This window comes from Lentzea sp. NPDC051208 (assembly GCF_040682435.1).
Lineage (GTDB): Bacteria > Actinomycetota > Actinomycetes > Mycobacteriales > Pseudonocardiaceae > Lentzea > Lentzea kristufekii.
The window spans coordinates 228,980-253,062 of record NZ_JBFBAW010000011.1; the positions used below are offsets into that span (position 1 = coordinate 228,980).

Annotated in this window: 25 protein-coding genes; 9 read left to right on the top strand and 16 right to left on the bottom strand. The window is 69.9% G+C overall.

Annotated elements, in window-relative coordinates; genetic code table 11:
• Nucleotides 1-15: 15 nt before the first annotated feature.
• The gene (locus AB0M48_RS26865) at nucleotides 16-1,020 is read left to right on the top strand and encodes a TerC family protein (RefSeq protein WP_266041775.1); all 1,005 of its coding nucleotides are present in this window, start codon (nucleotides 16-18) and stop codon (nucleotides 1,018-1,020) included.
• 88 nt (nucleotides 1,021-1,108) lie between these two features.
• Here AB0M48_RS26865 and AB0M48_RS26870 read toward each other — a convergent pair whose 3' ends face one another.
• Nucleotides 1,109-2,335: an amidohydrolase family protein gene (locus AB0M48_RS26870; protein WP_363846955.1), complete on the bottom strand. Its 1,227-nt coding sequence runs from the start codon at nucleotides 2,333-2,335 to the stop codon at nucleotides 1,109-1,111.
• 89 nt (nucleotides 2,336-2,424) lie between these two features.
• Here AB0M48_RS26870 and AB0M48_RS26875 point away from each other — a divergent pair, with 89 nt between their 5' ends.
• Nucleotides 2,425-4,284, top strand: coding sequence for a S9 family peptidase (locus tag AB0M48_RS26875; protein WP_363846957.1), 1,860 nt, complete (start codon nucleotides 2,425-2,427; stop codon nucleotides 4,282-4,284).
• On the opposite strand, the gene AB0M48_RS26880 is transcribed toward AB0M48_RS26875, so the two are convergent.
• The 3 genes from AB0M48_RS26880 to AB0M48_RS26890 all read right to left on the bottom strand — a co-directional run bounded on the left by AB0M48_RS26880 (nucleotide 4,274) and on the right by AB0M48_RS26890 (nucleotide 5,973).
• On the bottom strand, nucleotides 4,274-4,417 hold the full coding sequence (locus AB0M48_RS26880; protein WP_363846959.1) for a hypothetical protein: 144 nt from the start codon (nucleotides 4,415-4,417) through the stop codon (nucleotides 4,274-4,276). The two genes, AB0M48_RS26875 and AB0M48_RS26880, sit on opposite strands and share 11 nt — an antisense overlap.
• A gap of 286 nt (nucleotides 4,418-4,703) precedes the next feature.
• Complete coding sequence (locus AB0M48_RS26885; protein WP_030466547.1) at nucleotides 4,704-5,360, bottom strand: RES family NAD+ phosphorylase; 657 nt, start codon at nucleotides 5,358-5,360, stop codon at nucleotides 4,704-4,706.
• A 28-nt stretch (nucleotides 5,361-5,388) separates the two neighbouring features.
• Nucleotides 5,389-5,973, bottom strand: coding sequence for a DNA-binding protein (locus AB0M48_RS26890; protein WP_363846962.1), 585 nt, complete (start codon nucleotides 5,971-5,973; stop codon nucleotides 5,389-5,391).
• 156 nt (nucleotides 5,974-6,129) lie between these two features.
• Between AB0M48_RS26890 and AB0M48_RS26895 the strand changes: the two genes are divergently transcribed.
• A complete protein-coding gene (locus AB0M48_RS26895) occupies nucleotides 6,130-7,299 on the top strand; it encodes a glycosyltransferase 87 family protein (protein WP_363846964.1) in 1,170 nt (389 codons plus the stop codon).
• Here the strand turns inward: AB0M48_RS26895 and AB0M48_RS26900 are convergent.
• Nucleotides 7,241-7,786 carry an HdeD family acid-resistance protein gene (locus tag AB0M48_RS26900; RefSeq protein WP_363846967.1) on the bottom strand — a complete coding sequence of 182 codons (546 nt, stop codon included), beginning with the start codon at nucleotides 7,784-7,786 and terminating at the stop codon, nucleotides 7,241-7,243. The genes AB0M48_RS26895 and AB0M48_RS26900 overlap by 59 nt on opposite strands.
• Nucleotides 7,787-7,840: 54 nt before the next feature.
• Between AB0M48_RS26900 and AB0M48_RS26905 the strand changes: the two genes are divergently transcribed.
• Nucleotides 7,841-8,362 (top strand): hypothetical protein, encoded by a 522-nt coding sequence (locus tag AB0M48_RS26905; protein ID WP_363846969.1) that lies wholly within the window; start codon nucleotides 7,841-7,843, stop codon nucleotides 8,360-8,362.
• Between the two features lie 98 nt (nucleotides 8,363-8,460).
• On the opposite strand, the gene AB0M48_RS26910 is transcribed toward AB0M48_RS26905, so the two are convergent.
• From AB0M48_RS26910 to AB0M48_RS26945, 8 genes are all read right to left on the bottom strand, one after another.
• A complete protein-coding gene (locus AB0M48_RS26910; protein ID WP_363846971.1) occupies nucleotides 8,461-9,360 on the bottom strand; it encodes a hypothetical protein in 900 nt (299 codons plus the stop codon).
• A gap of 135 nt (nucleotides 9,361-9,495) precedes the next feature.
• Nucleotides 9,496-10,398 carry a hypothetical protein gene (locus AB0M48_RS26915; protein ID WP_363846973.1) on the bottom strand — a complete coding sequence of 301 codons (903 nt, stop codon included), beginning with the start codon at nucleotides 10,396-10,398 and terminating at the stop codon, nucleotides 9,496-9,498.
• A complete protein-coding gene (locus AB0M48_RS26920; RefSeq protein ID WP_363846975.1) occupies nucleotides 10,395-11,252 on the bottom strand; it encodes an immunity 49 family protein in 858 nt (285 codons plus the stop codon). Before AB0M48_RS26920 ends, AB0M48_RS26915 begins: the two co-directional genes overlap by 4 nt.
• A 32-nt stretch (nucleotides 11,253-11,284) precedes the next feature.
• Entirely contained in the window at nucleotides 11,285-12,145 is an 861-nt protein-coding gene (locus AB0M48_RS26925) for an immunity 49 family protein (RefSeq protein WP_363846977.1), read from the bottom strand.
• A gap of 21 nt (nucleotides 12,146-12,166) precedes the next feature.
• Nucleotides 12,167-16,393 carry a hypothetical protein gene (locus tag AB0M48_RS26930; RefSeq protein ID WP_363846979.1) on the bottom strand — a complete coding sequence of 1,409 codons (4,227 nt, stop codon included), beginning with the start codon at nucleotides 16,391-16,393 and terminating at the stop codon, nucleotides 12,167-12,169.
• Nucleotides 16,393-16,701, bottom strand: a complete 309-nt coding sequence (locus AB0M48_RS26935) for a type VII secretion target (protein ID WP_363846981.1) — start codon at nucleotides 16,699-16,701, stop codon at nucleotides 16,393-16,395. Before AB0M48_RS26935 ends, AB0M48_RS26930 begins: the two co-directional genes overlap by 1 nt.
• Nucleotides 16,702-16,736: 35 nt before the next feature.
• Complete coding sequence (locus AB0M48_RS26940; protein WP_363846983.1) at nucleotides 16,737-17,270, bottom strand: YbaB/EbfC family nucleoid-associated protein; 534 nt, start codon at nucleotides 17,268-17,270, stop codon at nucleotides 16,737-16,739.
• 140 nt (nucleotides 17,271-17,410) lie between these two features.
• Nucleotides 17,411-17,785, bottom strand: a complete 375-nt coding sequence (locus AB0M48_RS26945) for an FKBP-type peptidyl-prolyl cis-trans isomerase (RefSeq protein ID WP_363846985.1) — start codon at nucleotides 17,783-17,785, stop codon at nucleotides 17,411-17,413.
• Nucleotides 17,786-17,950: 165 nt separating this feature from the next.
• Between AB0M48_RS26945 and AB0M48_RS26950 the strand changes: the two genes are divergently transcribed.
• Nucleotides 17,951-19,915, top strand: coding sequence for a beta-propeller domain-containing protein (locus AB0M48_RS26950; protein WP_363846987.1), 1,965 nt, complete (start codon nucleotides 17,951-17,953; stop codon nucleotides 19,913-19,915).
• Here the strand turns inward: AB0M48_RS26950 and AB0M48_RS26955 are convergent.
• Nucleotides 19,905-20,660, bottom strand: a complete 756-nt coding sequence (locus tag AB0M48_RS26955) for an EI24 domain-containing protein (RefSeq protein ID WP_363846989.1) — start codon at nucleotides 20,658-20,660, stop codon at nucleotides 19,905-19,907. The genes AB0M48_RS26950 and AB0M48_RS26955 overlap by 11 nt on opposite strands.
• Before the next feature lie 96 nt (nucleotides 20,661-20,756).
• On the opposite strand from AB0M48_RS26955, the gene AB0M48_RS26960 reads away from it, so the two are divergent.
• The 4 genes from AB0M48_RS26960 (at nucleotide 20,757) to AB0M48_RS26975 (ending at nucleotide 22,963) form a co-directional block, all read left to right on the top strand.
• On the top strand, nucleotides 20,757-22,016 hold the full coding sequence (locus tag AB0M48_RS26960) for a helix-turn-helix transcriptional regulator (protein ID WP_363846991.1): 1,260 nt from the start codon (nucleotides 20,757-20,759) through the stop codon (nucleotides 22,014-22,016).
• 84 nt (nucleotides 22,017-22,100) lie between these two features.
• The gene (locus AB0M48_RS26965) at nucleotides 22,101-22,262 is read left to right on the top strand and encodes a hypothetical protein (protein WP_363846993.1); all 162 of its coding nucleotides are present in this window, start codon (nucleotides 22,101-22,103) and stop codon (nucleotides 22,260-22,262) included.
• On the top strand, nucleotides 22,259-22,513 hold the full coding sequence (locus AB0M48_RS26970; RefSeq protein ID WP_363846995.1) for a hypothetical protein: 255 nt from the start codon (nucleotides 22,259-22,261) through the stop codon (nucleotides 22,511-22,513). Before AB0M48_RS26965 ends, AB0M48_RS26970 begins: the two co-directional genes overlap by 4 nt.
• 84 nt (nucleotides 22,514-22,597) lie before the next feature.
• The gene (locus AB0M48_RS26975; protein ID WP_363846997.1) at nucleotides 22,598-22,963 is read left to right on the top strand and encodes a hypothetical protein; all 366 of its coding nucleotides are present in this window, start codon (nucleotides 22,598-22,600) and stop codon (nucleotides 22,961-22,963) included.
• Here the strand turns inward: AB0M48_RS26975 and AB0M48_RS26980 are convergent.
• Both AB0M48_RS26980 and AB0M48_RS26985 read right to left on the bottom strand, forming a co-directional pair.
• Nucleotides 22,934-23,854 (bottom strand): YihY/virulence factor BrkB family protein, encoded by a 921-nt coding sequence (locus AB0M48_RS26980; RefSeq protein ID WP_363846999.1) that lies wholly within the window; start codon nucleotides 23,852-23,854, stop codon nucleotides 22,934-22,936. The two genes, AB0M48_RS26975 and AB0M48_RS26980, sit on opposite strands and share 30 nt — an antisense overlap.
• Entirely contained in the window at nucleotides 23,841-24,026 is a 186-nt protein-coding gene (locus tag AB0M48_RS26985) for a hypothetical protein (RefSeq protein WP_030476799.1), read from the bottom strand. Before AB0M48_RS26985 ends, AB0M48_RS26980 begins: the two co-directional genes overlap by 14 nt.
• Nucleotides 24,027-24,083 lie beyond the last annotated feature (57 nt).

Here is a 24,083-nt window from a genome sequence, read left to right on the forward strand (position 1 = left end):
CCCGGAGGTTGGGTTGTGAACGTCCCCGCATGGATGTGGATCGCGACGATCGGTGGTCTGCTCGTTCTGCTGGCCGTGGACCTGGTGATCGTCGATCGAAAGCCCCATGAGGTGACGATCGGTGAAGCCGCCCGCTGGGTGATCTTCTACGTGGCGATGGCCGCAGTCTTCGGCCTCGGCATCTGGTACTTCTCAGGTGGTCAGTACGCGACGGAGTTCTTCGCCGGGTACATCACCGAGTACTCGCTGAGCGTCGACAACCTCTTCATCTTCTTGATCATCATGACGACGTTCAAGGTGCCCGCGATCCACCAGCACAAGGTGCTGCTGATCGGCATCCTGCTCGCCCTCGTCATGCGCGGCATCTTCATCGCGGCCGGCGCGGCGCTCATCGCCAAGTTCAGCTGGGTCTTCTTCATCTTCGGCGCGTTCCTCATCTACACCGGCTGGCAGCTGGCGCGGGAGAACCACGACGAGGAAGAGGAGTACAAGGAGAACCTGATGCTGCGCATGGTGCGCAAGGTTTTCCCGGTGACCAACGACTTCCACGGCTCCAAGTCGTTCATCAAGATCGACGGCAAGCGCTTCGTGACCCCGATGTTCATCGTGATGGTCGCGATCGGCTCCACCGACCTGCTCTTCGCGCTCGACTCGATCCCCGCGATCTTCGGCCTCACCAAGGAGCCGTTCCTGGTGTTCACGGCCAACGCGTTCGCGCTGATGGGCCTGCGCCAGCTGTACTTCCTGCTCGGCGGCCTGCTCGCGAAGCTCGTCTACCTGTCGATCGGCCTGTCGGTGATCCTCGGCTTCATCGGCATCAAGCTGATCCTGGAAGCCCTGCACACCAACACCCTGCCGTTCCTCAACGGCGGCGAGCCCTTCCACGTGCCGACGATCGGCATCGAGGTCTCCCTGTCGGTGATCATCGGCGTGCTGGCGATCACGACGATCGCCAGCCTGCTGAAGGTGCGTCGCGACCCGGACTCCGCGAAGCACATCGGCGCCGACGCCAACCACTAGCTAGCGGCGCGACCCAGCCCGTTGGCGGGTGGATTCACGCTCAGCAGGGCGCCTCGCGGCACCACGATGCACCCGTCTGACCGCGATTTCACCCGGCAACGTTCTGGACCGCACCGCTCTGGGAGACGCCGTTCTGGTAGACGGCGCGGATGGCCTGCTTCAAAGTTCCGGCCTTCACGTGCTGTTCGGCGTCACCCTCCACGAGTACGAGATCGGCGAGCTTGCCCGGGGCGAGCTCGCCGAGTTCGTTCCCGAGGCGCATGAGCTCCGCGGCGGACGTGGTGGTCGCGTGGAGCGCCTCGGCCGGGGACATGCCGTACTCGACCATCAACGTCAGCTCGTTGAGGTTGTCGCCGTGCGGGCCGACGCCGGAGTCGGTGCCCATCGCGATCTTCACGCCCGCCTGGTGCGCCTTCTGGAACGCCTGGAAGTGTTGCGAGACAACGGCGTTGGCCTTGTCGAGGATGACGTCCGAGATCGCCATGCCGGCGGCTGCCTGGTCGAGCACCATGCGCGGGGCCATCAGCGTCGGCACGAGCCACGTGCCGTTCTTGAGCATCTCCTCGACGCCCTCGTCGGTGAGGAACACGCCGTGCTCGATGGACCGCACGCCGTTGCGCACCGCCGTGAGGATGCCGTCGCCGCTCATGGCGTGCGACATCACCGCGATGCCCGCGGCGTTGGCCTCCTGCACGATCATCGCGATCTCCTCGTCGCGGAAGTGCGCGTGCCTGGGGTTGCTGCGCGGTGACATCACGCCGCCGCTCGACGCGATCTTGATGATGTCGGCACCGTGGCGGACCAGCGTCCGGATGACCTTGCGCAGCTCCTCGGGACCGTCGGCGACGGTGTCCGGCAGGCCGGGGTGCAGCGGCGGGGAGATGTGGGCGCCGCACTGCATCCAGTCGTCGTTGTGGCCGCCGGTCTGCGAGACCATGTTGACCGCGATCTGCATGCGCGGGCCCTGGACCAGGCCCCGCCGGACCGCCTCCGCGACACCGAGGTCGGCCCCGAGTGCGTCGCGGACCGTCGTGATGCCGCACTGCAGCGTCGCTTTCATGTTGCCGATCGCCTCGTAGAACGGCAGCGAGAACGGCGTGTTCAGCGACCGCACCAGGTCGGCGCCGCTGAACATGAGGTGCACGTGGCAGTCGAACAGTCCCGGCAGGATCGTGTGGCCGGTCGCGTCGACCTTGGTGTCGCCGTCGAGCCCGATGCCCACGTCGACGATGCGGTCGTTCTCGACCACCACGTCGCCGGGCTCCGATGCCCGGCCGGTGAAGACCCTGCCCCCAGAGAACACGATGCGCGTCATACGCGGGAATCTATGCGCTGAGTCAATTTTTGTGATCGGTCAACAAATAACTCTGAGCGTTGCTAACAAGTTCTGTTAGCGTCCACGCCGTGCGCCCAGAAGACCTGCAGCTGCTCACCACGCCCGGCACCGTCGCCGTGTCCGGAGACCTGGTGCTGGTCAGCATCACCACGCCCGACCTCGACAAGAACACCTACCGGGGCGGCCTGCACCGGGTGTTCCCGGACGGCACGACAACACCGTGGACGCACGGTGATCGTGACAATGCGCAGCGCATTTCTCCCGACGGCAGGCTGGTCGCGTTCTTGCGCGTCAGCGGAAAGTCGAAGCCGCAGCTCTACGTCGTTCCGGTGGACGGCGGCGAGCCGCGCCGGCTGACCGATCTGCCGCTGGGCGCCGGCGCCCCGGTGTGGTCGCCGGACTCGTCGCGACTCGCCTTCGTGGCCCGCGTGCCCGAAGCCGGCCGCTACGGCACCACCGACGACGGCCCCGAGTCCGAGCCGCCCCGCCGCATCACGCGCCTGGACTACCGCGTCGACGACGTCGGCTTCCTCATCGACCGCCGCCCGCGCCTGCACGTCGTCGACCTGGACGGTGCCGTCTCCGAGGTCACCGACGGCGCGCACGACGTCTCCGACCCGGCCTGGCTCGACGACGCGACGCTGGTCTTCGTCGCCCCGCGCGACCTGGGCGTCTCCGAGACCCTGCACTCCGACCTGTACACGGTCCCCGCCGCCGGCGGCGAGATCTCGCTGCTGGTGCGCGGCGCCGGTGAGGTCTCGATGCCGTTCGTCGCCAACGGGGCGCTCTACTGGCTGGGCACCGAGTTCACCGGGATCGACGCCGTGGCGCGCAACCACGGCCTGTGGAAGTCGCCGGTGGACGGTTCCGCTCCCGTCCGGCTCACCGACGTCGAAACCGTCGACGTGGAACGGCTTTCGGGCCAGCCCGTGGCCGACTCGTCCGGCGTGCTCCTGGTCGTGCGCAACCGAGGCGCCTTGGAGTTGCAGCGCATTCCGTTCGACGGCGGCCCCGGCGAGGTGCTGACGGGTTCCTCGGCCGCTGTCCGGTCGTTCGCAACCGACGGGTCCACTGTGGTCGCGGTCGTGTCCACTCCGGACAGCCCCGGCCAGGTCGAGTTCGTCGGAACCGGTGTGCGCACGGCGTTCTCGTCGGTCTCCGCGCGCCGGGTCGTGGAGCTTTCCGGCTCCGCCTCCGACGGCTACCCGGTGCACGGCTGGCTCGTGCTGCCCGAAGGCGACGGCCCGCACCCGGTCGTCATGGCCGTGCACGGCGGCCCGTTCATGTACCACAGCTGGGGTTTCTTCGACGAGGCCCAGGTCTACGCCACCGCGGGCTACGCCGTCGTGCTGCCGAACCCGCGCGGCTCGGCGGGCTACGGCCAGGCCCACGGCCAGGCGGTGGTCGGCAAGTTCGGCACGGTCGACGTGGACGACGTCCTGTCCCTTTTGGACGTGGCGCTCGCCCGTGAGGACTGCGATGCCGAACGCGTCGGCGTGATGGGCGGCTCCTACGGCGGCTTCATGACGTCGTGGCTGTCCGCACACCACGGCGAGCGCTTCAAGGCGGCCTGGAGCGAGCGGGCCGTGAACGCCTGGGACTCGTTCGGCGGCTCCTCGGACATCGGCTACTTCTTCGCCGACGCCTACTGCGGCACCGATCCCGAGGCGCAGCGCGCGATGTCACCGCTGACCTACGCCGAGAAAATCAACCTGCCGTTCGCCGTCGTCCACTCCGAGCACGACTGGCGCTGCCCGCTGGAGCAGGCGCAGCGCATGTTCGTGGCGTTGAAGCGGCGCGGCGTCGAGACGGAGATGCTCATCTTCCCCGGCGAGGGGCACGAGCTGACCCGGTCCGGGCAGCCGCGGCACCGCAAGCAGCGCTTCGACGCGGTGCTGGAGTGGTGGGGCCGCTACCTCAAGGCCTGAAGGCCTTGAACTGGGCCAGAAGTTCCTGCGCGGGCGGGGAATCGGCGTCGAACGCCACGAGGTGCTGCCGGTTCCCCGTCTCCCGCACGCCCACCCAGAAGCACCCGAAGCAGAATTCCAGGTCGAACAGCACGTCGCCTGCGACCGCGTGGGTCCAGATCGCGTAGCCGGAGTTGAAGCACCGCACCGGTTCGCCGGGTCACGAAGCACCGCAGCCGGTTCGCTGGTTACAACCGCATCGGTTCGCCGATTACAGCAGTGCCGGTCGACCGCTCTGCCAGGCTCCCCCGCGCGCTTCCTCCTGTCGCAACGCGCGAACCTCCGATCTGGTTCCCGCTCTATCCACAGGCTAGTCCAGAACAGATCGTCGCAGGTCAGCGACCTGCCTGCCTGTGGATAACTCGCGATCAGGCAAGCGATCAGCCCAGCAGCGTGTAGTTCAGCTCCTCGCACACACGCGCCAACGGCAGGTCCAGCCCAGGATGGTCCAGCGGCAGCAACACGTCCGGCGCCGCGGGCAGTCCGGAAGCCCCAGGCGGGTCCCACAGGCAGATCGCCGGATCGCCGGAGTCCATCGACGACCGGTACCAAAGCCCATCCAACTCCGGGTAGGCCGCCCGGATCGCACGCGACCACGCCTGCGTCACCAGCTTCGGCCCCGTCGAGATCTCCTGCGAGGCGCCGACACGCGTGGGCCACAGCCCGCCGAGGTCCAGCAGCCTCAAGGTGCGACGAGGACGGAGCACCACCAGGAACGGCGAGCGGGTGCGGCGGTCGACGATCGACGTGGCCTGGAAGACCTCGGCGATCGACGTGCGGACGGACAGGCCGAAGTACAGGACGCCGTTCTCGTGGTCCTGGACCGGGCTGCCGTCGTCTGCCGGTTGTTGCGCGTCGAAGCGTGCGTGGGGGAGTGGGCCCGTGTAGCGGAACGTGTTCCAGCGCTGGGGGTGGGAGCCCTTCGCGGTGAAGACGCGGACCAGGCGGGTCGCCCGGTGCACCGCCACCACGTCCTCGGTGCGGCGCAGGTGCGCTTGGAGCACGGCAGGGGCAGGCGGCTGCGGAAGCCGTGACATTCGGGTCCTGTCGGGTGTTCGGGAACGCTCAGGCAGGTGTGCCGAGCGTGGAGGCCAGGGTGGCGACTCGGCGCGGGTCCCCTCCGGCCAGGAGCCAGTCGCGCGGGGTCGCGGGCTTGCCGTCCACTGGCAGGTCCTCCTGGAGGGTGGTCATGAACGCGGCGACGACGAGTGCCGGTTGGTCCTGCGGGATGCCCGCCAGGACGGTTTCGAGGCCCGGCAGCACGCCGGTGCCCGCGAACTGCCACGCGGGCAGGCGCCAGCTGCCCCTGTCCTTCCAGCCCACGAGCCTGCCGACGCCGAGGCGGTGCCGGATGCGGCTGGTGTCGACCTGGAGCTGGCGCGCGGCCTCGTTCACGGTCAGCGCCGAGTCGCGCAGCACCGCGTGGGCCACGACCGTGCGGGTGCGTGGCTTGGCGTCGGCAGGACCGGCGGGCGAGAGGTCCAGGCCCACGTCGGTCAGCGCCGCCTGCTGGTCCGGCGTGAAGTAGGTGGCCGGTTCTGGGTGCGGCGGGGCGAGCCTTCGTGCCGCGTCGGCCACGAGGGCCAGGAACTCGTCGGGGCTCACCTGCAGGCCGGCCTTGGCCAGCACCGTCTCCAAGGCTGGACTCATGCGCACAGAATAGCCCGTGCGTGCGCATCTGTGCGCCCTTCGAACGGCCTAAGCAGGAACGATCGACGTTGTGCGTTCACGCGACGACGCTACGTTAGAATTCCCGGTCCGGACCGGTGACGTGGGCCTCATGTGGCACATCGATACCATTCCCCGATGCAGCTCGACCGCACCGCCAAGCGGGTCGTGGTGGCGTGGTCCGCCGTCATGGTCGCCACAGTCACCTACGTCATGCTCCGCCCGCCGGGGTGGTCGCTCGACCTGCGCGTCTACCGCAACGGCGGCGCGGCGTTCCTCAAGGACATCCCCCTCTACGTCGAGGGCTTCGCCACACCGCTCGGCGGGCCGGACCTGCCGTTCACGTACCCGCCGATCGCCGCCGTGCTGTTCAGCCTGCTGGCGCTCGTGCCGCTCGGCGTCGCGATCTTCGCGGTGGCGGTGACGAACCTCGCGATGCTCACGGCACTGTGCCTGATCGCCGCGGGACGAGTGGTCGGCTGGGGTCCAGACGCGGTGAAGTGGGGGCTGGGCGCGGCCGCGATGTCGTCGATCTTCGACCCGCTGCGCGAGACGCTGTGGTTCGGGCAGATCAACCTGCTGCTGGGCCTGCTCGTGATGGCCGACTGCCTGCTCGAACGCACCCGCTGGTGGCCTCGGGGCGCGCTGATCGGGCTGGCCGCCGCGATCAAGCTGACGCCGGCGTTCTTCGCCTTGTTCTTCGTGGCGCGCCGGCAGTGGAAGCCCGTGTTCGTGTCCATCGGGTCGTTCTTCCTCTTCGTGCTGGTCGGATTCCTCGTCTCGTTCGGCGACGCGAAGGAGTACTGGACGCACGCGCTGCTCGACCCAGGCCGCGTCGGTCGCCTCACCTACGCGTCGAACCAGGCCATTCGCGGCACGCTCGCGCGCTTCGGCCTGGAGAACGGCGCCCAGGTCGGCGTGTGGCTCGTGCTGGCGCTGCTGGTCGTGGCGACGGTGTGGTGGCTGGCCTCGCAGCTCGGGGAGATCGAGGCGTTCTTCGTCGTGGCGATCGGCGGCCTGCTGATCTCGCCGGTGTCGTGGGGCCACCACTGGGTGTGGATCGCGCCCGCGCTCGTGCTGCTCTCGCGGCCCGCGCTGTGCCGTCACTGGGCGTCGTGGGCGATCGTGGCGGTGTTCGCCGTCGGGCCGCACTGGCTGTTCCCGCGCGACAACGACGTCGAGCGGGACTGGCCGTGGTGGCAGCAGGTGATCGGCAACCTCTACGTGTTCGTCGGGGTCGCCGTGCTGGTCACGCTTGCGGTACGCGTGGTGCGAGACCGCCGTCGAGCTGCTTCAACCGCAGGCTGAACAGCACCAGCACCACACCCCACAGGATCGCGAACACGCCGATGGTGATCACGAACGCCAGCGCGCCCGCGGCCGGGTTCACCAGCAGGATGATGCCGAGCAGCACCGTCAGCGCGCCGGTGACGACGTAGAACCACTCGTTCGTCATCACCTTGCGCAGGCGGATGGCGTCGACGATCTGCAGCACGCCGGCGACGAGCGCCCACACCGCGATGAGCAGCAGCAGCGCCGTCGCGGTGATGCCCGGCCAGAACAACGCGATCAAGCCCGTGACCAGGCCGAGCACGCCGATGAGGCCGAGCGCCCAGCGTGCGGGCCACTCCTTGTGGGTCAGCGTCAGGTACAGCATCATCGCGCCGTCGAAGAGCGCGTAGGCGCCCCACAGGATGATCAGCGCCAGCAGGGTGAGGCCGGGCCAGACGAGGGCGGCCAGCCCGAACAGGACAGCGAACACTCCGCGCACCGTGAAGAGCCACCAGCGTTGCATGGTCTGAGATCGTCTCGGCTGTCGCCGGGGCCGGCAACCTGAGACCCTCGTCCGGTGCTGATCCGAGTGGCTGACTGGGAGCGGATCCGGTCCGGCGAGATCACGCTGCAGTTCCGGCGGTGGACAAGACCGACCGTGCGCGCCGGCGGGACGCTGCGGACGTCGCGGGGCGTCCTGGCGATCGACGCGGTGGACGTCGTGTCGCGGGTGTCGCGGGCGGAGGCGGTGGCGGCCGGGTTCCCGACCGTGACCGCGCTGAAGTCCTCAGTGGAGGGACGTAAGGGCTCGCTTTACCGGATCCGCCTGCGTTTCCTGGGTGAGGACCCGCGCATCGAGCTGCGTTCGTCGTCCGATGTGGACGGACTGGAGCTGAAGGCGGACGCTGTCGCGTTGCTGCGGCTGATCGCGGCCAACCCCGGTGTGCGGGCCGCGGACCTGGCCGCCTCGGCCGACCGCGCGAAGCTGCGGTTCAAGGCGGACGTCCGCAAGCTCAAGGCCGAGGGGCTCACCGAGTCCCTCGAAGTGGGGTATCGCCTCTCCCCGCGGGGAGAGGCGTACCTGCGAACCCTCGACTAGTGGTGTGGCTCGGAAGGTTGCCGGGGGAATTCGCGGTCAGACGCCGCGAGGCGCCCTGCTGAGCGCGGATCACCTCGCCAACGTTCCGAATCGCGCCACTAGCTCTGACCCGTGATGATCGAGACCGCCCGGTCCTGCGTCTGCTCGTTCACCTCGGCGACCTGGAATCCGCGCGCCACCGCGTGCGCCACCAGCTCCGGCTCCGGCGGCAGCCCGTACTTGCGCAGGTAGTGCGGCACGGCGCCGGCCCAGATCCACGTGCCGTCGGTGCGGAAGTTGAGCGGCACGTCCTGCTCGCCGTTCTGCGAGAACTCGTCGAGGTCGTAGCTGCGCGCGGCCAGCACGACCGGCGCCGACTCGAGGTAGTTCAGCAGGCCGTCGAGCAGTTGCGGGTCGACCGGCGGACGGTTCACCACGATGCGACCGTCGTCGTTCTTGCCGTCGTACACGCGTGCCGTGCGCAGCTCACCAGGACCGGCCTGCGGCTGGGCCGCCGGGACCTGGTACTCCTGCGGCGGCTGCGGCGGCTGCTGGGGTTCCGGCTCGGGCGCCGGCAGCGGCGGCAGGCCGACGCGCTGGCGCCACCAGTCCGGGATCTGCCGGTCCGGCCGCGGGAACGTCTGCAGTTCGTCGCGGAAACCGATCGGCGGCGGCGCGTTGCGCCAGCGCGGCTCGTCCTCGGCGTTGAAGTCCACCGTGAACGCCGCGGGCGCCTCGATCTCGTACGTCGCGCTCAGCCACGTGCCGCGCTCGGGGTGGTACATGCCCCCGCGCAGGTGCCCGAACATCTGCACGACGTCCATCGGTGGCCGCACCGGTCGCAGCTGGCCATCGGGCCCGGCGAACGCCAGGTCGACCTCGATGTGCCTGCCCGCCGCGCGGTACTCGGCCCGGATGCGCTGCCAGCCCTGCGGTACGGCCGGCAGCATGGCACGGCCGATCTGCCGCACCAACTGCTGCTGGTCCTGCTCGCTCAGCGGTGTAGCCGGCTGGCTCATGTGGTCCTCGCCCCTCTCCCCGTGAAAGCCCGCTGATCTTATCGGGCCACCGCGATGCGCGCGGGCGGGTCACACACCCCACGCCGTTCACACCACTCTGAGTGGGTGTCGGGCCCCGTGGTTCCAGTCGATGTCTCAGTCGGTCCCGGCCCCGGAGTGCGGGTCCAGCCTGGCGCGCAGCCAGTCCGGCAGGACGTCGGCCGAACCCGCCCGGCGCAGTTCCTCCTGGTAGGCCTCGGGAGGTGGCGGAGTGGTCCAGTGCGGTTCTTCCGTGCGGTTGAACTGGAGGTTCTCGCGGCCGGTGTGCTCGACGTCGAGCCGTGCGGTGCACCAGGTGGTCCGCGGTCCCGCCATCGACTGGCGGACCTCCCGGAACCGTTCGGCCACGGCCCGCGGCGGTGCCCACTGGAACATCCGGCCGGTGAGGTCGCGCACGAGCGCGGTGGTCTCCACGTGGTCGCCGATCTCGCGGAAGTGCACCTGGGCGTAGGTCCACCCGGCCGGCGCCGTCTGCTTGACCTGTTGTCCGACGTGCCGCGCGTACATGACGTGCTGGGGCTGGCCGCCCGGCTCCACCGGTGCCAGTTCGAGGCCCGGTTCGAGCTCCCGGCGCAGCCAGCGCGGCCGCCAGGCCTCCGCGCGCGGGAAGATCTCCAGGTCCTTCGCCCACACGTCCGGTGGTATCGGCGGGTCCCACACCGGATCGACCTCGAAGTTGTACTCGGTCTGGGTGTTGCCGGGAGGGTCGATGGTGAAGCGGACGGAGAACCAGGTGCCTTCCTCCGGCTCCCACAGCACTTCCCGGAGATCGGAGAACGGCCGGCGCAACTGGTCGGCGGGAAGCGCGCGCTCCCGCACCGACCCGTCCTGGTTCAACGTCGCGTACTGGTAGTCGTCCACGCCGGCCGCCATCGACACCTTGAGGTCGACGCGCGCCCAGTCCGGACCGATGTCCTCGAGCAGCTTTCCGCCGACCCAGCCGAGGATCCGGCCGGCCGCGTCGTAGCGCTCGGCCTGGGAGGGCCCGGGGTTCGTCATGTGGGGAACTCGCCGACCCGGTCGCCGTGGAGCAAGGTCGTCGGCAGGTACTCCGACTCGACGTCGATCGTCAGACCGGCGTCCTCGGCCAGTGCCGCGATGGCCAGCAGCGGGAACGAGACAAAGCCGTTCGGGTCGCTCCGCCGGTCCTCGTCCTTCGTCCAGAACCGCCGGTGCAGTTCGAGCGCGCGGACCAGGGAGTCGTTGAACTTCGCCTCGTCCCGCTGGGTGAAGTGGTAGAACAGCTCGATCGGCGGGTACAGCAGCTCCAGCACCAGTTCCGGGGCCGCCACCCGCAACGCGCCGGGTTCGGTGCCCCGCATAGCGGCGAGCAGCGCGTCGACGAGACCGTCCTCGCCCCGCCAGTAGATCCGCAGTGCTTTGACCCAGTCGTAGATGTAGTCGTCGAAGCCGGCCCCGGAGCCGCGCAGCAGTTCCTCGGGCACCGAGGCCAGCACGTCGACGCGCCGCTTCTCGCGGCAGATCATGGCCGGCCACAACGCCCTCAGCCAGTTGCCGGCGTCGGTGTCGATGGTCGGGCCAGTGCCGGGGATGCACCAGTTCTCGTCCCGCAACCGGAACCGCGCCTCGGCGCCGCCCGCGAGCCCGGTGACGAAGACGGCGGAACTCGCCTGCATCGCGAGCACGACGCTCTCCCAGACCGGCAGCAACGTCGCCGCCGGATCCGCGGCCGTGCGGTACTGGGTCTCCATCAGCGTGCGGTTGGTCACGCTGTTCAGCGCGCGAGGGTTCTTCGCGACCAGGGCGATGAACACCGGCGTCTTCTTCGCCAGTCCGGCGGCCTGCTGGTCCGCCCATTGCCGGTCGACGTCGTGACGAGCGACGACTTGCACCTACGACTCCATGGACGATGACGGCGAGTGCGTCAGAGTTGCTTTTCGCCGACCCAGGTTCCGTCGAGGAGGTTCTTGGGGAGGTAGTCGGACTCGACGGTGATCTCGACACCGGCGTCCTTGGCGAGGCAGGCGATGGCGAGCACCCGCCAGGCGACGAACCCCTCGGGATCGTTCGCGCGTTCCGAGGTCGCGGTCCAGTAGCTGTTGTGGAGTTCGAGGGCCTTGGCGAGCGAGTCGTTGAACCTGACGTCCTCGCGCTGGGTGAGCAGGTAGAAGAGCTCCATGGGCGGGTAGAAGACCTTCGCGACCATCTCCGCGCCCGCGATGGTGTCGGCCTCCGGGTCCGCACCCCGCATCGCGCCCAGCAGGGTGTCGATCAGGCCTTCTTCTGAGCGCCAGTAGAGCTGGAGGGTCTTGGTCCACTCGTACTGGAACTCGTCGGCCTGGCCGCCGGAGTCGCGCAGCACGCCGATGGGGAACCCGGCGAGAAGATCGATGCGCGGCCGGTCGCGGCAGACCATGGCCAGCGCCATCGCGCTGTTCCACTCGCCGGCGTTGGCCGAGGACTTCGGGCCGGTCGCGGGGATGGTGATGTCCCGGTCCTCGATCCGGAAGGTCACCTCACCCTCGGTCTGACCGGTCAGCGCGAAGATCGCGCCGCCGGCCTGCATGGACAGCGCCACGGCGTTCCACGTCGGGGCGGCGGCCGCGAGCGGATCCCCCGCGGTGCGGCAGGCCGCTTCGCTCCTGGAGTCGCGGTGCAGGAACGAGAAGACGACGTGCGGGTTGCGGTCGATCCCCACGAGCCGGTCGTCGAGGGGATCCGCGTAGTACTCCGCCTGCGCTTCCGCCTTCGCGACATCGATCTGATGCCGGGCGATGGTGACCACGAGTCCGGACCGTCCTCTCGTTCACAGCGACATGTCGAAGTGCTTCTCGTTGTAGCCACCGTACTCGGCTGCCGGACCGCTGCCGTTGACCCTCGCTTTGACCACCGTGAAGTCGAGCTGGCCGCTGGCCAGGGCCCTCCTGAGCTCCTTGGCGAGAGCCTTTTCGGTATCGGTGCCGTGCAGGGCCATGTGCTGGATGACGCTTTCGACGTACTTGGGATGGCCCTGTTCGTAGTTCTGCCCGTCGAGACCCTTGCGCGTCCCGAGGTCGGCGTTGGGGCCCTTGGCCTCCACCACGACCATCCGGGTCTCGCCCGTTTTCTTGTCGGTGACCTCGTAGACCTGGTCGAAGCGGCCGGAGCCCTTCACGTCGGGATCGTGCCTCGGCGTGACGTCGAAGTCCTCCGCGGGGAACCTGTCGCGCATCGCGTCGGCTGCGGCGTGCTCGCCGAGTTCTTCGCCGACCTCCGTGCGTTCGTGGTGCGCCGCACGACGTTCGTCGATGGTGGCCTGGTCGGCGTCGCGCCCGCCCGCGATCTCCTTCTGGTACTCGCCCTCGGCGGTCCTGGTGCGCTCGAGCGACGCCTCGCGGCGTTCGATGATGTCCTTCGCCGCGGCCTTCTGCTCCGGAGTGGCCGAGTGCTCGACCTCGGGCATGTCGTCGCGGAACTTCGCGGGCGTGTAGGCGTCGGTGGACGCCTCGAAGTTGCCGGAGCCCTTCGGGTTCTCCACCAGCTTCGGCACGTCCTCGCCGTTGGCGTCGGTCTGGTTGGCGTTCTTGCGGCTGTAGTCGCCGTTCTTGTCCGGGCCGTCGTAGTACTTGTCGCGGTAGTCCTTGTCCCTGAGCTTCTCCTCCATCAGGGCAGGAGGGTTCCGGTTCTCGATGTGGACCGGCGTGTCGGGGATGTCGCGCTGCGCCATGCGGTCGCGCGCGTCGGACGGGTCGACGTCCTTGTCCTTGTCGTGTGTACCGGGAGCGAAGCCGTCGTCGCCGGTCCTGGACCTGGAGCCGTCGGGGAGGTGGGTTTCCCATTCCCCGTTGGGCGGGATCTTGGGCTGGCGGGTGCCGTCGGGCCGGATCTCGGGGTCGCTGGTGAAGACGCGGCCGTGGCTGTCGGTCCAGGCCGGCTTGGTGGGGGCGAGGACCGGGGCGTCGAGGTGCCGCGAGAGTTGCTGCGCGAAGTCGTTGCTGCCGGCGTCGCAGCCGATCAGGCGGACGGGCCTGCTGCCGTCGTAGCCGGAGCGGCGCAGCATGTCCGCGTACTCGGCGGGCGTGTAGTCGTGACCGCCGATGCGGGCCCTGCCGTCCGGGGTGATGTGGACGTCCGCGGTGAAGTAGCGCGGGTCGTTGGGCACGCGGTGCGGCAGGTCGCCCATGTCGCGGTCGCCGCCGTGGTGGGAGACACCGGCCGGGGTGCTTTCCGCGTGCCGGGCGTGCGCTTCCGCCGGGCTCGGGCGGTCTGCGGGCGGGGCGTCCGGGTCGCGGCCGTCGGGGTTGTTCGGGTCGCTGTCGTGCGGCTTGTCCGGGGTGTTGTCGCGGGGCTTGTCGGCGTCCGGGCCGTGGCCGGGTGCGTCCGGCTTGTGCGGGGCGTCGGCGTCGGGGCGGTGCGGGGGTGCCGCCGTGTCGGCGCCGCGGGAGCGGGGGGTGTCCGGGCTGTGCGGACGCGAGCCGTCTGGGCGTGAGCCGTCAGGACGGTTGCCGTCCGTGCGGTTGCCGTCCAGACGGTTGCCGGGGCCGCTGCCGTCCGGGCGCGACGGCGAGTTGGGGCCGCTGTGGGGCGCGTCCGGGCGTGACGGGGTGGTGGGGCCGTGCGGGGTGTTCGGGCCGTTGTGAGGGGCGTTCGGGCTGTGCGGCGCGTTCGGTGCGTCGGGACGCGACGGTGCGTGTGGCGCGTCAGGTCGCGACGACGGCGCTGTGGTGCCGCTGTGGGGAGCGTCGGGGCGCGAGGGGCCACCGTGTGGTGCGTCCGGACGGGACGGCGTGTTCGGGCCGTGTGGTGCGTCGGGGCGCGACGGCGCGTTGGGGCCGCCGTGCGGTGCATTCGGGCTATGCGGTGCATTGGGACCGCCGTGGGGGCCGGACGGGCCGGTCGGGCGGCCCTGCGGTGCGTCCGGACGAGACGACGGCGTGCTTGGGCCGTGCGGTGCGTCGGGGCGTGACGGCGCGTTGGGGCCGCCGTGGGGACTGGACGGGCCGGTCGGGCGGCCCTGTGGGGCTTCCGGGCGTGCTGGAGGTGCCGACGGGGAGTGCGGTGCGTTCGGGGTCCCTGCCGAGGGAGCGTGCGGAGCCGCAGCGGACGGGGTGTAGGCCGGTGTGGATGGTGGCGCCGCCGAGGGTGAGGTGGCGCGGCTCGGCGGAGTCGCGTCGGGGCGGCCCGCGTTCGGGGCGCCGGTCGACGGGGCGTGCGGGGCGCCTGCGGATGGTGCGTGCGGCATGCCGCTTGACGGGGCGCCGCTCGAAGGCATCGACGGTGACGACGGCGCGTGGGGCATCGAAGGCGACGACGGCATCGACGGTGACGACGGGGTCGAGGGCATCGGCGGGCGGGCCGGGGCGTCCGCGCGGGCTGCCGACGTCGACGCGTCGGGGGTGCGCGGGGCCGGGGCGCCCGAGCCCAGGTCGCCGCGGCTGCCCGGGGTGCCGGTCCAGCCCTGGCCGCCGGCCGGGGGACGGCCTGCCGCCGGGGACGACGGGGCGTTGCCGCCCGCGTTCGGGGCGCCGCCGCCCGTCGGGCCCGCCTGGGACGGGGCCGAGGGGGAGCTGTCGGGGGTGCGTGGTGCGGACGGGGCCTGCGGGACGTCCGCCCGCGGCGGGGCCTCGGGCGGTGCCACGGACGACTGGACGGTCTGGCCCGTGTTGCGGGGCGGAGCGTCCGGCGTGGAGGAGGGGGACGCGGCGTGCGGCGGTGCGCTGGGACCCGATGGCGTGGACGGGGAACCGTGCGGCGGTGCGCTGGGGCTCGACGGCGCGGACGGGGAACCGTCCGGCGTGCGCGGGGCCGACGGCGCGGCGGCGTTGTCGGGCGTCCGCGACGGTGAGGGCGAGTCGGGAGCGGAGCCGTCCGGGGTGCGCGACGGGGACGGGGTGTCCGGCGCCGACGGGCTGTCGGGCGTGCGGGACGGCGAAGGTGCGGAAGGAGGTGACGCGGACGACGGCGACGAGCTGTCCGGAGCCCGCGAAGGCGCGTCCGGCGTCGAGGAGGGAGAAGGCGACGACGGCGAGGAGGGGGAAGAAGGCGTGGAGGGCGAACTGTCCGGAGAGGACGGCGACGACGGCGAACCGTCCGGAGAGGACGGCGAGTTCGAAGAAGGCGAACTGTCCGGAGTGGACGAAGGAGAGCCGTCGGGGGACGAGGGCGTGCCGCGGCCGCCGGACGGGAGGTCCGGGGCGTCGGTGCGGTGGAACAGGCCACCGGGCTTGATGGACTTCGTCGAGATCACGTCCAGGCCGGTGACCTTGCCGACCAGCTTGCCGACGACCTTCATGATCTTCGTGAAGATCTCCACCAGCTTGCCCAGCAGCGGCGAGACCTTCTTGATGGTCTTGATGAGCTTCTGGATGAGCTCACCGATGCGGGTGGCCCACTTGGAGATCGCGGTGACGGCCTGCGCCACGATCACCGGCGTGCCGAAGCCCAGCGTGAACACGGCCTCGAGCACCCACGTGATCAGCTTCGCGACCAGGTCGGCGATCAGGTCGCGCACCATCTCGCGGACGAAGCCGACGACCATGCCCATCACGCCGACGACGGTGCCGACCGAACCGGCGGCGGAAGCCGCGCCGGACAACGCGTCCAGCTGCTCGGCCGCGGACTTGCGGTAGGCGTCGGCCGCGGCACCCGTCCACTCGCCGGTGCCGTCGACGGCGGCCTTGTAGTCACCCGCGATCTTGCCGAGTTCCTGTGAGACGTTGCCCCACGTCGTCGAGTACGACTGGATCACCGGCGGGTCGCCCGCCAGCCAGTCCAGTGCCTCCTTCAGAGGCTGCATGTGTTCCATGAGGAACGAGGCCGCGGACGACAGCAGCGTGCCGAACGGGTCGATCGCCATCGAGGCGGCGTCGGCGACCAGGCCGACGACGCCGAGGCCGCCCTCGATCCAGTTGCCCTCGGAGATGCCCTTGTACGCGTCCACCGCCGAGTCGGCGATGTGGAAACCGGTCGCCCAGCCGTTGTCACCGGTGCCGGCGTTGAAGAACCCGGACGGCTCGGCTGGAGCCTTCGCCACCAACGGGTTCGGCGATGACATCAGGCGCCGCCCTTCAGCGCCTGCGTGATCTGGTCCTCGACCTCCTGGTAGTGCTTGGCGGTCGCGGTGACCTTCTTGGCGGTGGCGTCCATGGCCTCCGCCGCGCCCTTCAGCGCGTCCAGGCCCCACTGCTCGACGGGGTCGAGCAGCATCCGGAACGGCTGGCAGATGATCCCGTACGCGTCAGTCGGCATCGACACGGTGTTCGCCGCGTCCACTGCTCCCTGCAAGCGCCCCTGCAGACCCTCCAGGGCCTTGGCGTGCGCTTCCAGCACGTCCGAGGTGACGTTGAAACCACCGGCGGTCATCGAACCCCCTCAAGTTCGAGCAACGGACAGGAAGATCAGGAGAGCACGGACTCGCCGCCGAAGTCGTCGTCGTCATCCGACGGCCGGCGGCGGCGCGGGGGAGGTGGCGGAGGCGCCGGCCGCGACGGCGGCGGTGCGTCCTCCTCGACCCGGAAGTTGATCTCGTTGCGGTCGTACGGCGTGCGCGCCGGCTCCTCGGCGGGCGGCGCGGGGAAGTTCTTCTTGGCCTCGTTGAACAACACGGTGGCCGTCTCGTCCTGCGTGCCGATGGTCTCGGCCATGGCTTCCTGCAGCAGCTCGGGAATCCGGGACTGCGCGCGCTGCAGCAGCTTCATGATCTCGCCGCTCACCTCGGACATGCGCTTGCCGGAGGCGGACTCCCCGATCACCAGGTTCTGCAGGATCCCGTTGGACCCGACCAGGATCTCGATGGAACCGTCCGAGGACCGCTCGGAGACCGACATCCCCTGCACGCGCGTCGCCATCTCCTGATAGCGCGCGGCGCGTTCCTGGATCTTCTGGTTCCAGTTCGCGAGCATCTGCTCGGATCCGGCGATGTCCTCGGGCACCGGTGTTTCCCTCCTGAGGCGGCGGCGGACTCAAAGGATGACGCAGCCCGATCCGGTCCAGTTCCGCCCCGGGGCCAAATCGGCCGCGAAGACCAGCGGCGTTCCACCGAACGGACCAGTGGAACGCCGCTGGGAACGAGCTAGTTCACGCCCAGCAGGTCGACGACGAAGATCAGCGTCTCGCCGGGCTTGATCACGCCACCGGCGCCGCGGTCGCCGTAGCCCAGGTGCGGCGGGATGACCAGCTTGCGGCGGCCACCGACCTTCATGCCCTGGACGCCCTTGTCCCAGCCGGCGATGACACGGCCGCCACCGAGCGGGAACTGGAACGCCTCGCCGCGGTCCCAGGACGCGTCGAACTGCTCACCGGACGAGTGCGACACACCGACGTAGTGCACGGAGACGAACTGACCGGCCGTGGCCTCCGGACCGTCGCCGACGGTGATGTCCTCGATCAGCAGGTCGGCGGGCGCCGGGCCGTCGTGCGGGTCGACCTCAGGCTTCGTGGGGGCCATTACAACTTCCTTCCGGAACGGGGGTGTTCGCGGTCGATCCAATCACGCGCGTGCGCGCACGGCCGAATGGCCTACGCGGACCGGCCGTACCCGGTCCAGGCCCGGCCGTGGAGAAAGGCGGGGAAGGTCGGCAACCTTTCCCGGCCTCGCTTACGTCCTGATGACATGAACGGCAAGAAGCTGTTGGCCGGTGCCGCCGTGCTGGCCGTCGCCGGAGTGTGCGTGAGCTCCGCGGTGCGGGACGACACTCTCGCGCCACTACCGATCGTGGACCACGGGCCGGTGCGTCTCGTCGCGTTCGACTCGTGCGACAACGCGGTGGCCGAACTGCGCCGTGCCATGTCCCCGTACGTCAGCGCGTACGGCCTCGGGGGCGGCCCCATCATGTACGCCGAGGGCATGGCGACGGACAACAACGCGGGGGCCGTGCAGAAGAGCACGCCGGACGCGCCCACGGCCGCCACGCCGCCCGCGCAGCAGCAGGGCCACTCGACGACGAACGTGCACGAGCAGGGCGTCGACGAGCCGGACATCGTGAAGACGGACGGAAAACGCGTCTTCTCCATCGCCGACGGCAAGTTGCGCGTGATCGACGTCGCGAGCAGGGCCGTGACCGGCACCGTCGACCTCGGTGAGCGCCGCGCGAGCCAGTTGCTGGTCTCCGGCGACCGCGCGCTGGTGGTCACCGACAACCCCGTGCCGATGATGGAACCGACGCTGCCGCCGGGCCGCCCGTCGTTCGTTCCCCAGCACGGCACCGAGCTGGTCCTCGTGGACCTCAAGGGGCTCAAGGAGATCAGCAGCCTCAAGACCGACGGCTTCTACCTCGACGCCCGCCAGATCGGCGGCACCGCCCGCGTCGTCGTCCGCTCGCAGCCGCGCATGCCGTGGGTGTACCCGGACCAGACGACGAACGAAGCAGGGTCGTTGCGCCGCAACAGGGACATCCTGCAGAGCGAGCCCATCACGTCGTGGCTGCCGCGCTACGAGCTCGACGAGAGCGGCGCCAAGTCCAGCGGAACCCTGGTCGACTGCGCGAACGTCAGCCACCCCGTCGCGCACTCGGGGACGTCGATGCTGACCGTGCTGACGTTCGAGCTCTCCGGCAAGCTCGGCACCGGTCAACCGGTCTCGATCGTGGCCGACGGCGACACCGTCTACGGCACCGACCGCAGCCTCTACATCGCCGACGACCACCGGCTGCTGCCCGAACTCCCCTCCAAGCCACCGGTTCAGCGCCCGATCACGACGGCGATCCACCAGTTCGACATCAGCGCGCCCGGACCGCCGAAGCACGTCGCGTCCGGTGACGTCAACGGCACGCTGCTCAACCAGTACTCGCTGTCCGAGCACGAGGGCGTGCTGCGCGTGGCCACCACCACGGGCACCGAGACCCGGTGCTGCCGGCGGATGCCGACGGACCTCCGGCCGCGGCAGCAACCCGCCCCACCGCCGTCGGAGAGCTTCGTCACCACGCTTCGCCGCGACGGCAACCAGCTCACGAAGCTCGGCCAGGCGGGCGGGCTGGGCAAGGGCGAGCGGATCTACAGCGTGCGGTTCATCGGCAAGATGGGCTACGTCGTCACGTTCCGGCAGACCGATCCGCTCTACACCCTCGACCTGAGCGATCCCCGGCAGCCCAGGGTGATGGGCGAGCTGAAGATCAACGGGTTCTCCGCCTACCTGCACCCGGCGGGGGACGGCAAGCTCATCGGCGTCGGCCAGGAGGCCACCGACCAGGGCCGCACGACGGGCACCCAGGTGTCGCTGTTCGACGTGGCCAATCCTGCTTCACCGCAACGCGTCGCGCAGTACCACCTGCCGGACACCAACTCCGAGGCCCAGTTCGACCCGCACGCGTTCCTCTTCTGGCCGCAGGACGGCACCCTGGTGATCCCCGTGGCGTCGTACAAGACGCACTACGAGGTCTCCTCGCTGGTGCTGCGCGTCGACGGCAACCAGTTGCGTGAAGGCGGGAAGATCGTCGAGCCGTCCAGTCAGGACCACGTCGGCGGCCAGCGGCGCACGATCGTGATCGGCGACCAGCTGTGGTCGATCTCCTACGCGGGCGTGCAGGTCAACGCGCGCAACGGCCTGGCCCAGCAGGCCTGGCTGCCGTTCACGCGGTAGCGCGGTTGCCGTTGAGCAGGCGGTGCGACAACACCGTGCCGCCTGCCATCGCCGCCGGGATGACGACCAGCGCGGCGAGCGGGATCAGGCACAGCAGGTAGGTCGGCACGGCGAGCCCGAGCACCAGCCCGCGCCGCGTCGCGAGGATCTGCCTGCGCTGCTTGAACGTCCGGCCGCGGCGCGTGAACGGGATGCCGGTGAGCTCGATGCCGAGCAGGTAGCCGTTGATGCACACGGCCAGCACGGGTACGACCGTCTGCCCGATCACGGGGATGAACCCGCAGAGGAACAGCGGGATCGCGAACAGGATCGACGTGCCGACGAGCAGGAGCGTGCTGCGCAGCCCCACCACGAACCCGCGCCACCAGCCGATCTGCTCCGCCTCCGGCACACCGCCGAGCTCGTCCTCGACCTCTTCGGAGATGTACTCGTAGAACGGGCCGCCGATCATGATCGTGATCGCGGTGAACAGCAGTACGCTCAAGCCCAGCCCGGCCGCGATCACCGAAATTCCGACGGCGACCTCGACGACGCTCTTCCAGGTGTCGCTCCAGGAGTCCGCGAAGCCCGTCAGCCAGCCGGCGATCGAGTCGATGTTCGTGAACAGGAACACCCAGCCGGTGATCATGAGCGCGGCCGTGATGACCGCGGGCAACGCGCCGACCAGCACGCGCTTGGGTGAGCTGAACACCAGGCTGAACCCACGCAGCAGCAGACCGACACCGGCACCGAAGTCCTTGATCACGCGCGCAGGATAGTCGGTTTCGTCCCGCCGAGACGAGGTGGAGCGATTTCGCCGCGAGCGGCATGATGGCGGACCCGGCTGTGGGAGGCGTTGAGGTTGGTCGACCCCGCTGTGAACGGTGTCGTCGTCCCGGACGGGCCGCTGCCGATGCTGCCGCCGTCCACCTGGGAGTCGCAGGCCGTGCGGGACGCGGTCGCCGCGGAGTCGCCGGGAGCCGTGATCGCGATCGCGCGCAAGGCCCACGGTCTGCGCCAGGACGAGCTGGGCACGCTGGCCGGGTTCTCCCAGTCGGCGATCTCGCGGCTCGAGTCCGGCAGCAACATCGCCTACGACCTGCGCGTCCTGCGCACGTTGCAACGGCTGCTCGGCGTTCCCGCCCACCTGCTCGGGCTGACCGACCGCACGGTGCCGATGCGGTCGGGTGACCTGGTCGTCGGCATGGAGGGCAAGGCGCTCATGACGTTGTGCGCCTCCGCTGTCTTCAACGCGGACAACGACGACGACGCGGTGAGCCAGCTGCTCGTGCTGCGCCGGATCGTCAACGACGCGCACAACTGGCGTGCGACCGGCGCTCTCATGCCCGCCGTCCGCAGCATGTACGACGTCATCGACGCGTTGCGCCGCAACGCGCGTGGTGAAGTCCGCGGGCGGTTGCTCGGCACGGGCGCGATGTACGCGGAGTTCTACGGCTGGCTCCACGAAGAGGCCGGCGACATGCGCAACGCGACCGCGTGGACGTCGCGGGCGCTGGAGCAGGGGCAGGCCGCGGACGACAGGGACGTCGTCGCGTACTGCTACGTGCGGCTGAGCCAGCTCGCGGAGGCGGACGGCGACGACGACCGCGTCATCGGCCTGGCGCGCGCCGCCCAGCGCGAGACCGGTGTGAGCCCGGTCGTGCGCGCGATGGCGTTGCGGCAGGAGGCGCGCGGTCTCGCACGGGCGGGCCAGGACGCGTGCCTGGCGCGGTTCGACCTCGCGCAGGCGTTGGTGCTGGAGGTGCGTCCGCCGCAGTCCGACGAGTACTCGATCGGCTACTGCTTCACCGACCTGCACGTCCAGCTGCAACGCGCCGCGAGCCTCGTCGACCTGGCCGACCACCGCCGCGCCATCGACGTCTACACGCAGCTCATGCCGCGGTGGGGCAGCGCGTGCCAGTGGGAACAGGGCGTGCACACGGCCACCCTCGCCTACGCGCACGCCGCCGGTGGTGACGTGGAGCGGGCCGTCGAACTCGGGTTCGTGGCGCTGGACCTGGCCCGTGCGACGGGGTCGCAGCTGATCGTGCACGAGCTGGCCAGACTAGGACCGTGGGCCACCACGCCGGCGGTCGCCGAACTCACGGCCCAGCTGCGGTAGCCGTCGTATGCGGGTTCCGCATACGACACCCGCAAATCGTATGGAACCCTCCCCATTTCGCCGGGCAGCCCGCACGATCCAGGGGTGATCGACCTGGCAGAGCGAGCGCCGCGCGCGGACGAGGTCGGCTCCGAACTGTTCTGCGCGGCAGCGGCAGAGAAGAACTCGGGCCCTTACCGGCTGAGGTTCTACGCCACCACGCACGCCGTCGTGTGTGTGGTGGACGACGTCGAGGTGAAGACATGAGCATGCCTGTGTTGCTGGTCCGCAAGCGTGCGGGTGTCGTAGGAGAGACACAACGCACGTGTCACCTCGTACCGGTGCCCGACGACGACACACAGGTGGCGTTGACCGCGTACTGCGGCGAACTCATCCACCGGGGCGAGGCCGAACTGCTCACCCAGCCCTCCGGAATGCCGTGCGTCGGCTGCCTGTTCCGCGTGCCCATGCCTCGCGACACCTCGACGCGAGATCCCGGTCGGGGCACAGAGTCGTAAAACTCTGCCAGAACACCCCGCGCGGAAGATCACGCTAGCTACCTTTGGCGGTATGAAGCACGGCAATTCCCGCAGCGAACCGTCATGAGGGCCCTGGCGGCGCTCGTCGCCCTGCTCCTGGTCCTCACCGCCTGCGGCGGCGACGGTGAGGACCGGTTCGCGAGACCCGGCGCGCCCAAGCAGTCGCCGAGCGGCAAGTTCGTCGCGCACGCCGAGAGCTCGTCCGAGGTGCGGGTGACCGACCGCAACGGCGGCGACGTGTTCCGCAAGTCCTACGAGTACGCGACGAGCTCGCGGGCGGACGGCATCGGCGTCGTGTGGCTGTCCAAGAAGGACCAGCTGTGGGTGCTGGTTCCCGGTGACACCAGCGAGCGCATCGAGGCCGGGCCCGACGGCGTGTGGACCGCCGTCGAGGCCGAGCTACCCGGGGAGATCACGCGGCTCGGGTGAGGGGTCCTTCTCGCCCTGCGCGAGCCTCCTGCCGCGCTCCAGCTCCGCGTCGAACTCGGCGCCGAGCAGCACGGCGATGTTCGAGATCCACAGCCACACCAGGAAGACGATCACGCCACCGAGCGAGCCGTAGGTCTTGTTGTAGGACGCGAAGTTCGCCACGTAGATCGCGAAACCGACGGTCGCGAGCGCCCACAGCACGATCGCGAGCAGGCTGCCGGGGCTGACCCAGCGGAAGCCGGGCTGCCGCACGTTCGGCGCCGCCCAGTACAGGATCGCGAACGCCAGGCTCACGAGCAGCAGGATGACCGGCCACTTCGCGATGTCCCAGACCGTGACCACGGTGTCGCCGAGCCCGATCGCGTTGCCGACCGCGTCCGCGACGCCACCGGTGAGCACGAGCGCGCCGAGCGTGAGCGACACCAGCACCACCGAGCCCAGCGTCAGCGCGAGTCGCAGCGGCACGGTCTTCCAGATCGGCCGGCCCTCTTCGACGTCGTAGACGGCGTTGCAGGCGCGTATGAACGCACCGAGGTAGCCCGACGCGGTCCAGAGCGCGGTCAGCAGAGCGACGATGCCCAGCAGACTGGCGGCGTTCTGGCTCTTCTGCAGTTCCTCGATGGACGACTTGACCACGTCGCCGGCCTGACCGGGCGCGACCTGGTCGACGTACTTCATCAGCTCCTGCGTCGTCGAGTCGCCCAGCAGCGCGAGCACGGACGTCAGGACGATGATGCCGGGGAACAACGACAGCACCGCGTAATAGGTGAGCGCGGCCGCCCAGTCCGTGAGGTTGTCGTCGTTGAACTCTTTGACAGTCCGCTTGAGAACGCCCCACCAGGCGCCCTTCGGCAACCTGGCGGGGCTCTTGACGGTCTTACCTGCGGGCACGGCGCCATCCAAAGGAACGAGTGCCGGTGCCGACACCGGCGAGGTGCAACGCGAGCAGCAACAGTCCGAGCACGACCAGGGTGTTGACCGTGATCACTTCACCGAGCGCTGCTTTCGCCAGGTCCAGGATCAGGGCGAGGCCGAACGAGACTGCGGCGATGATGGCCAGCATGTGTTCACCTCCGTGTTGGTTGAGGTGCGGATACCCACTTCGTTGCGGGGGAACCGC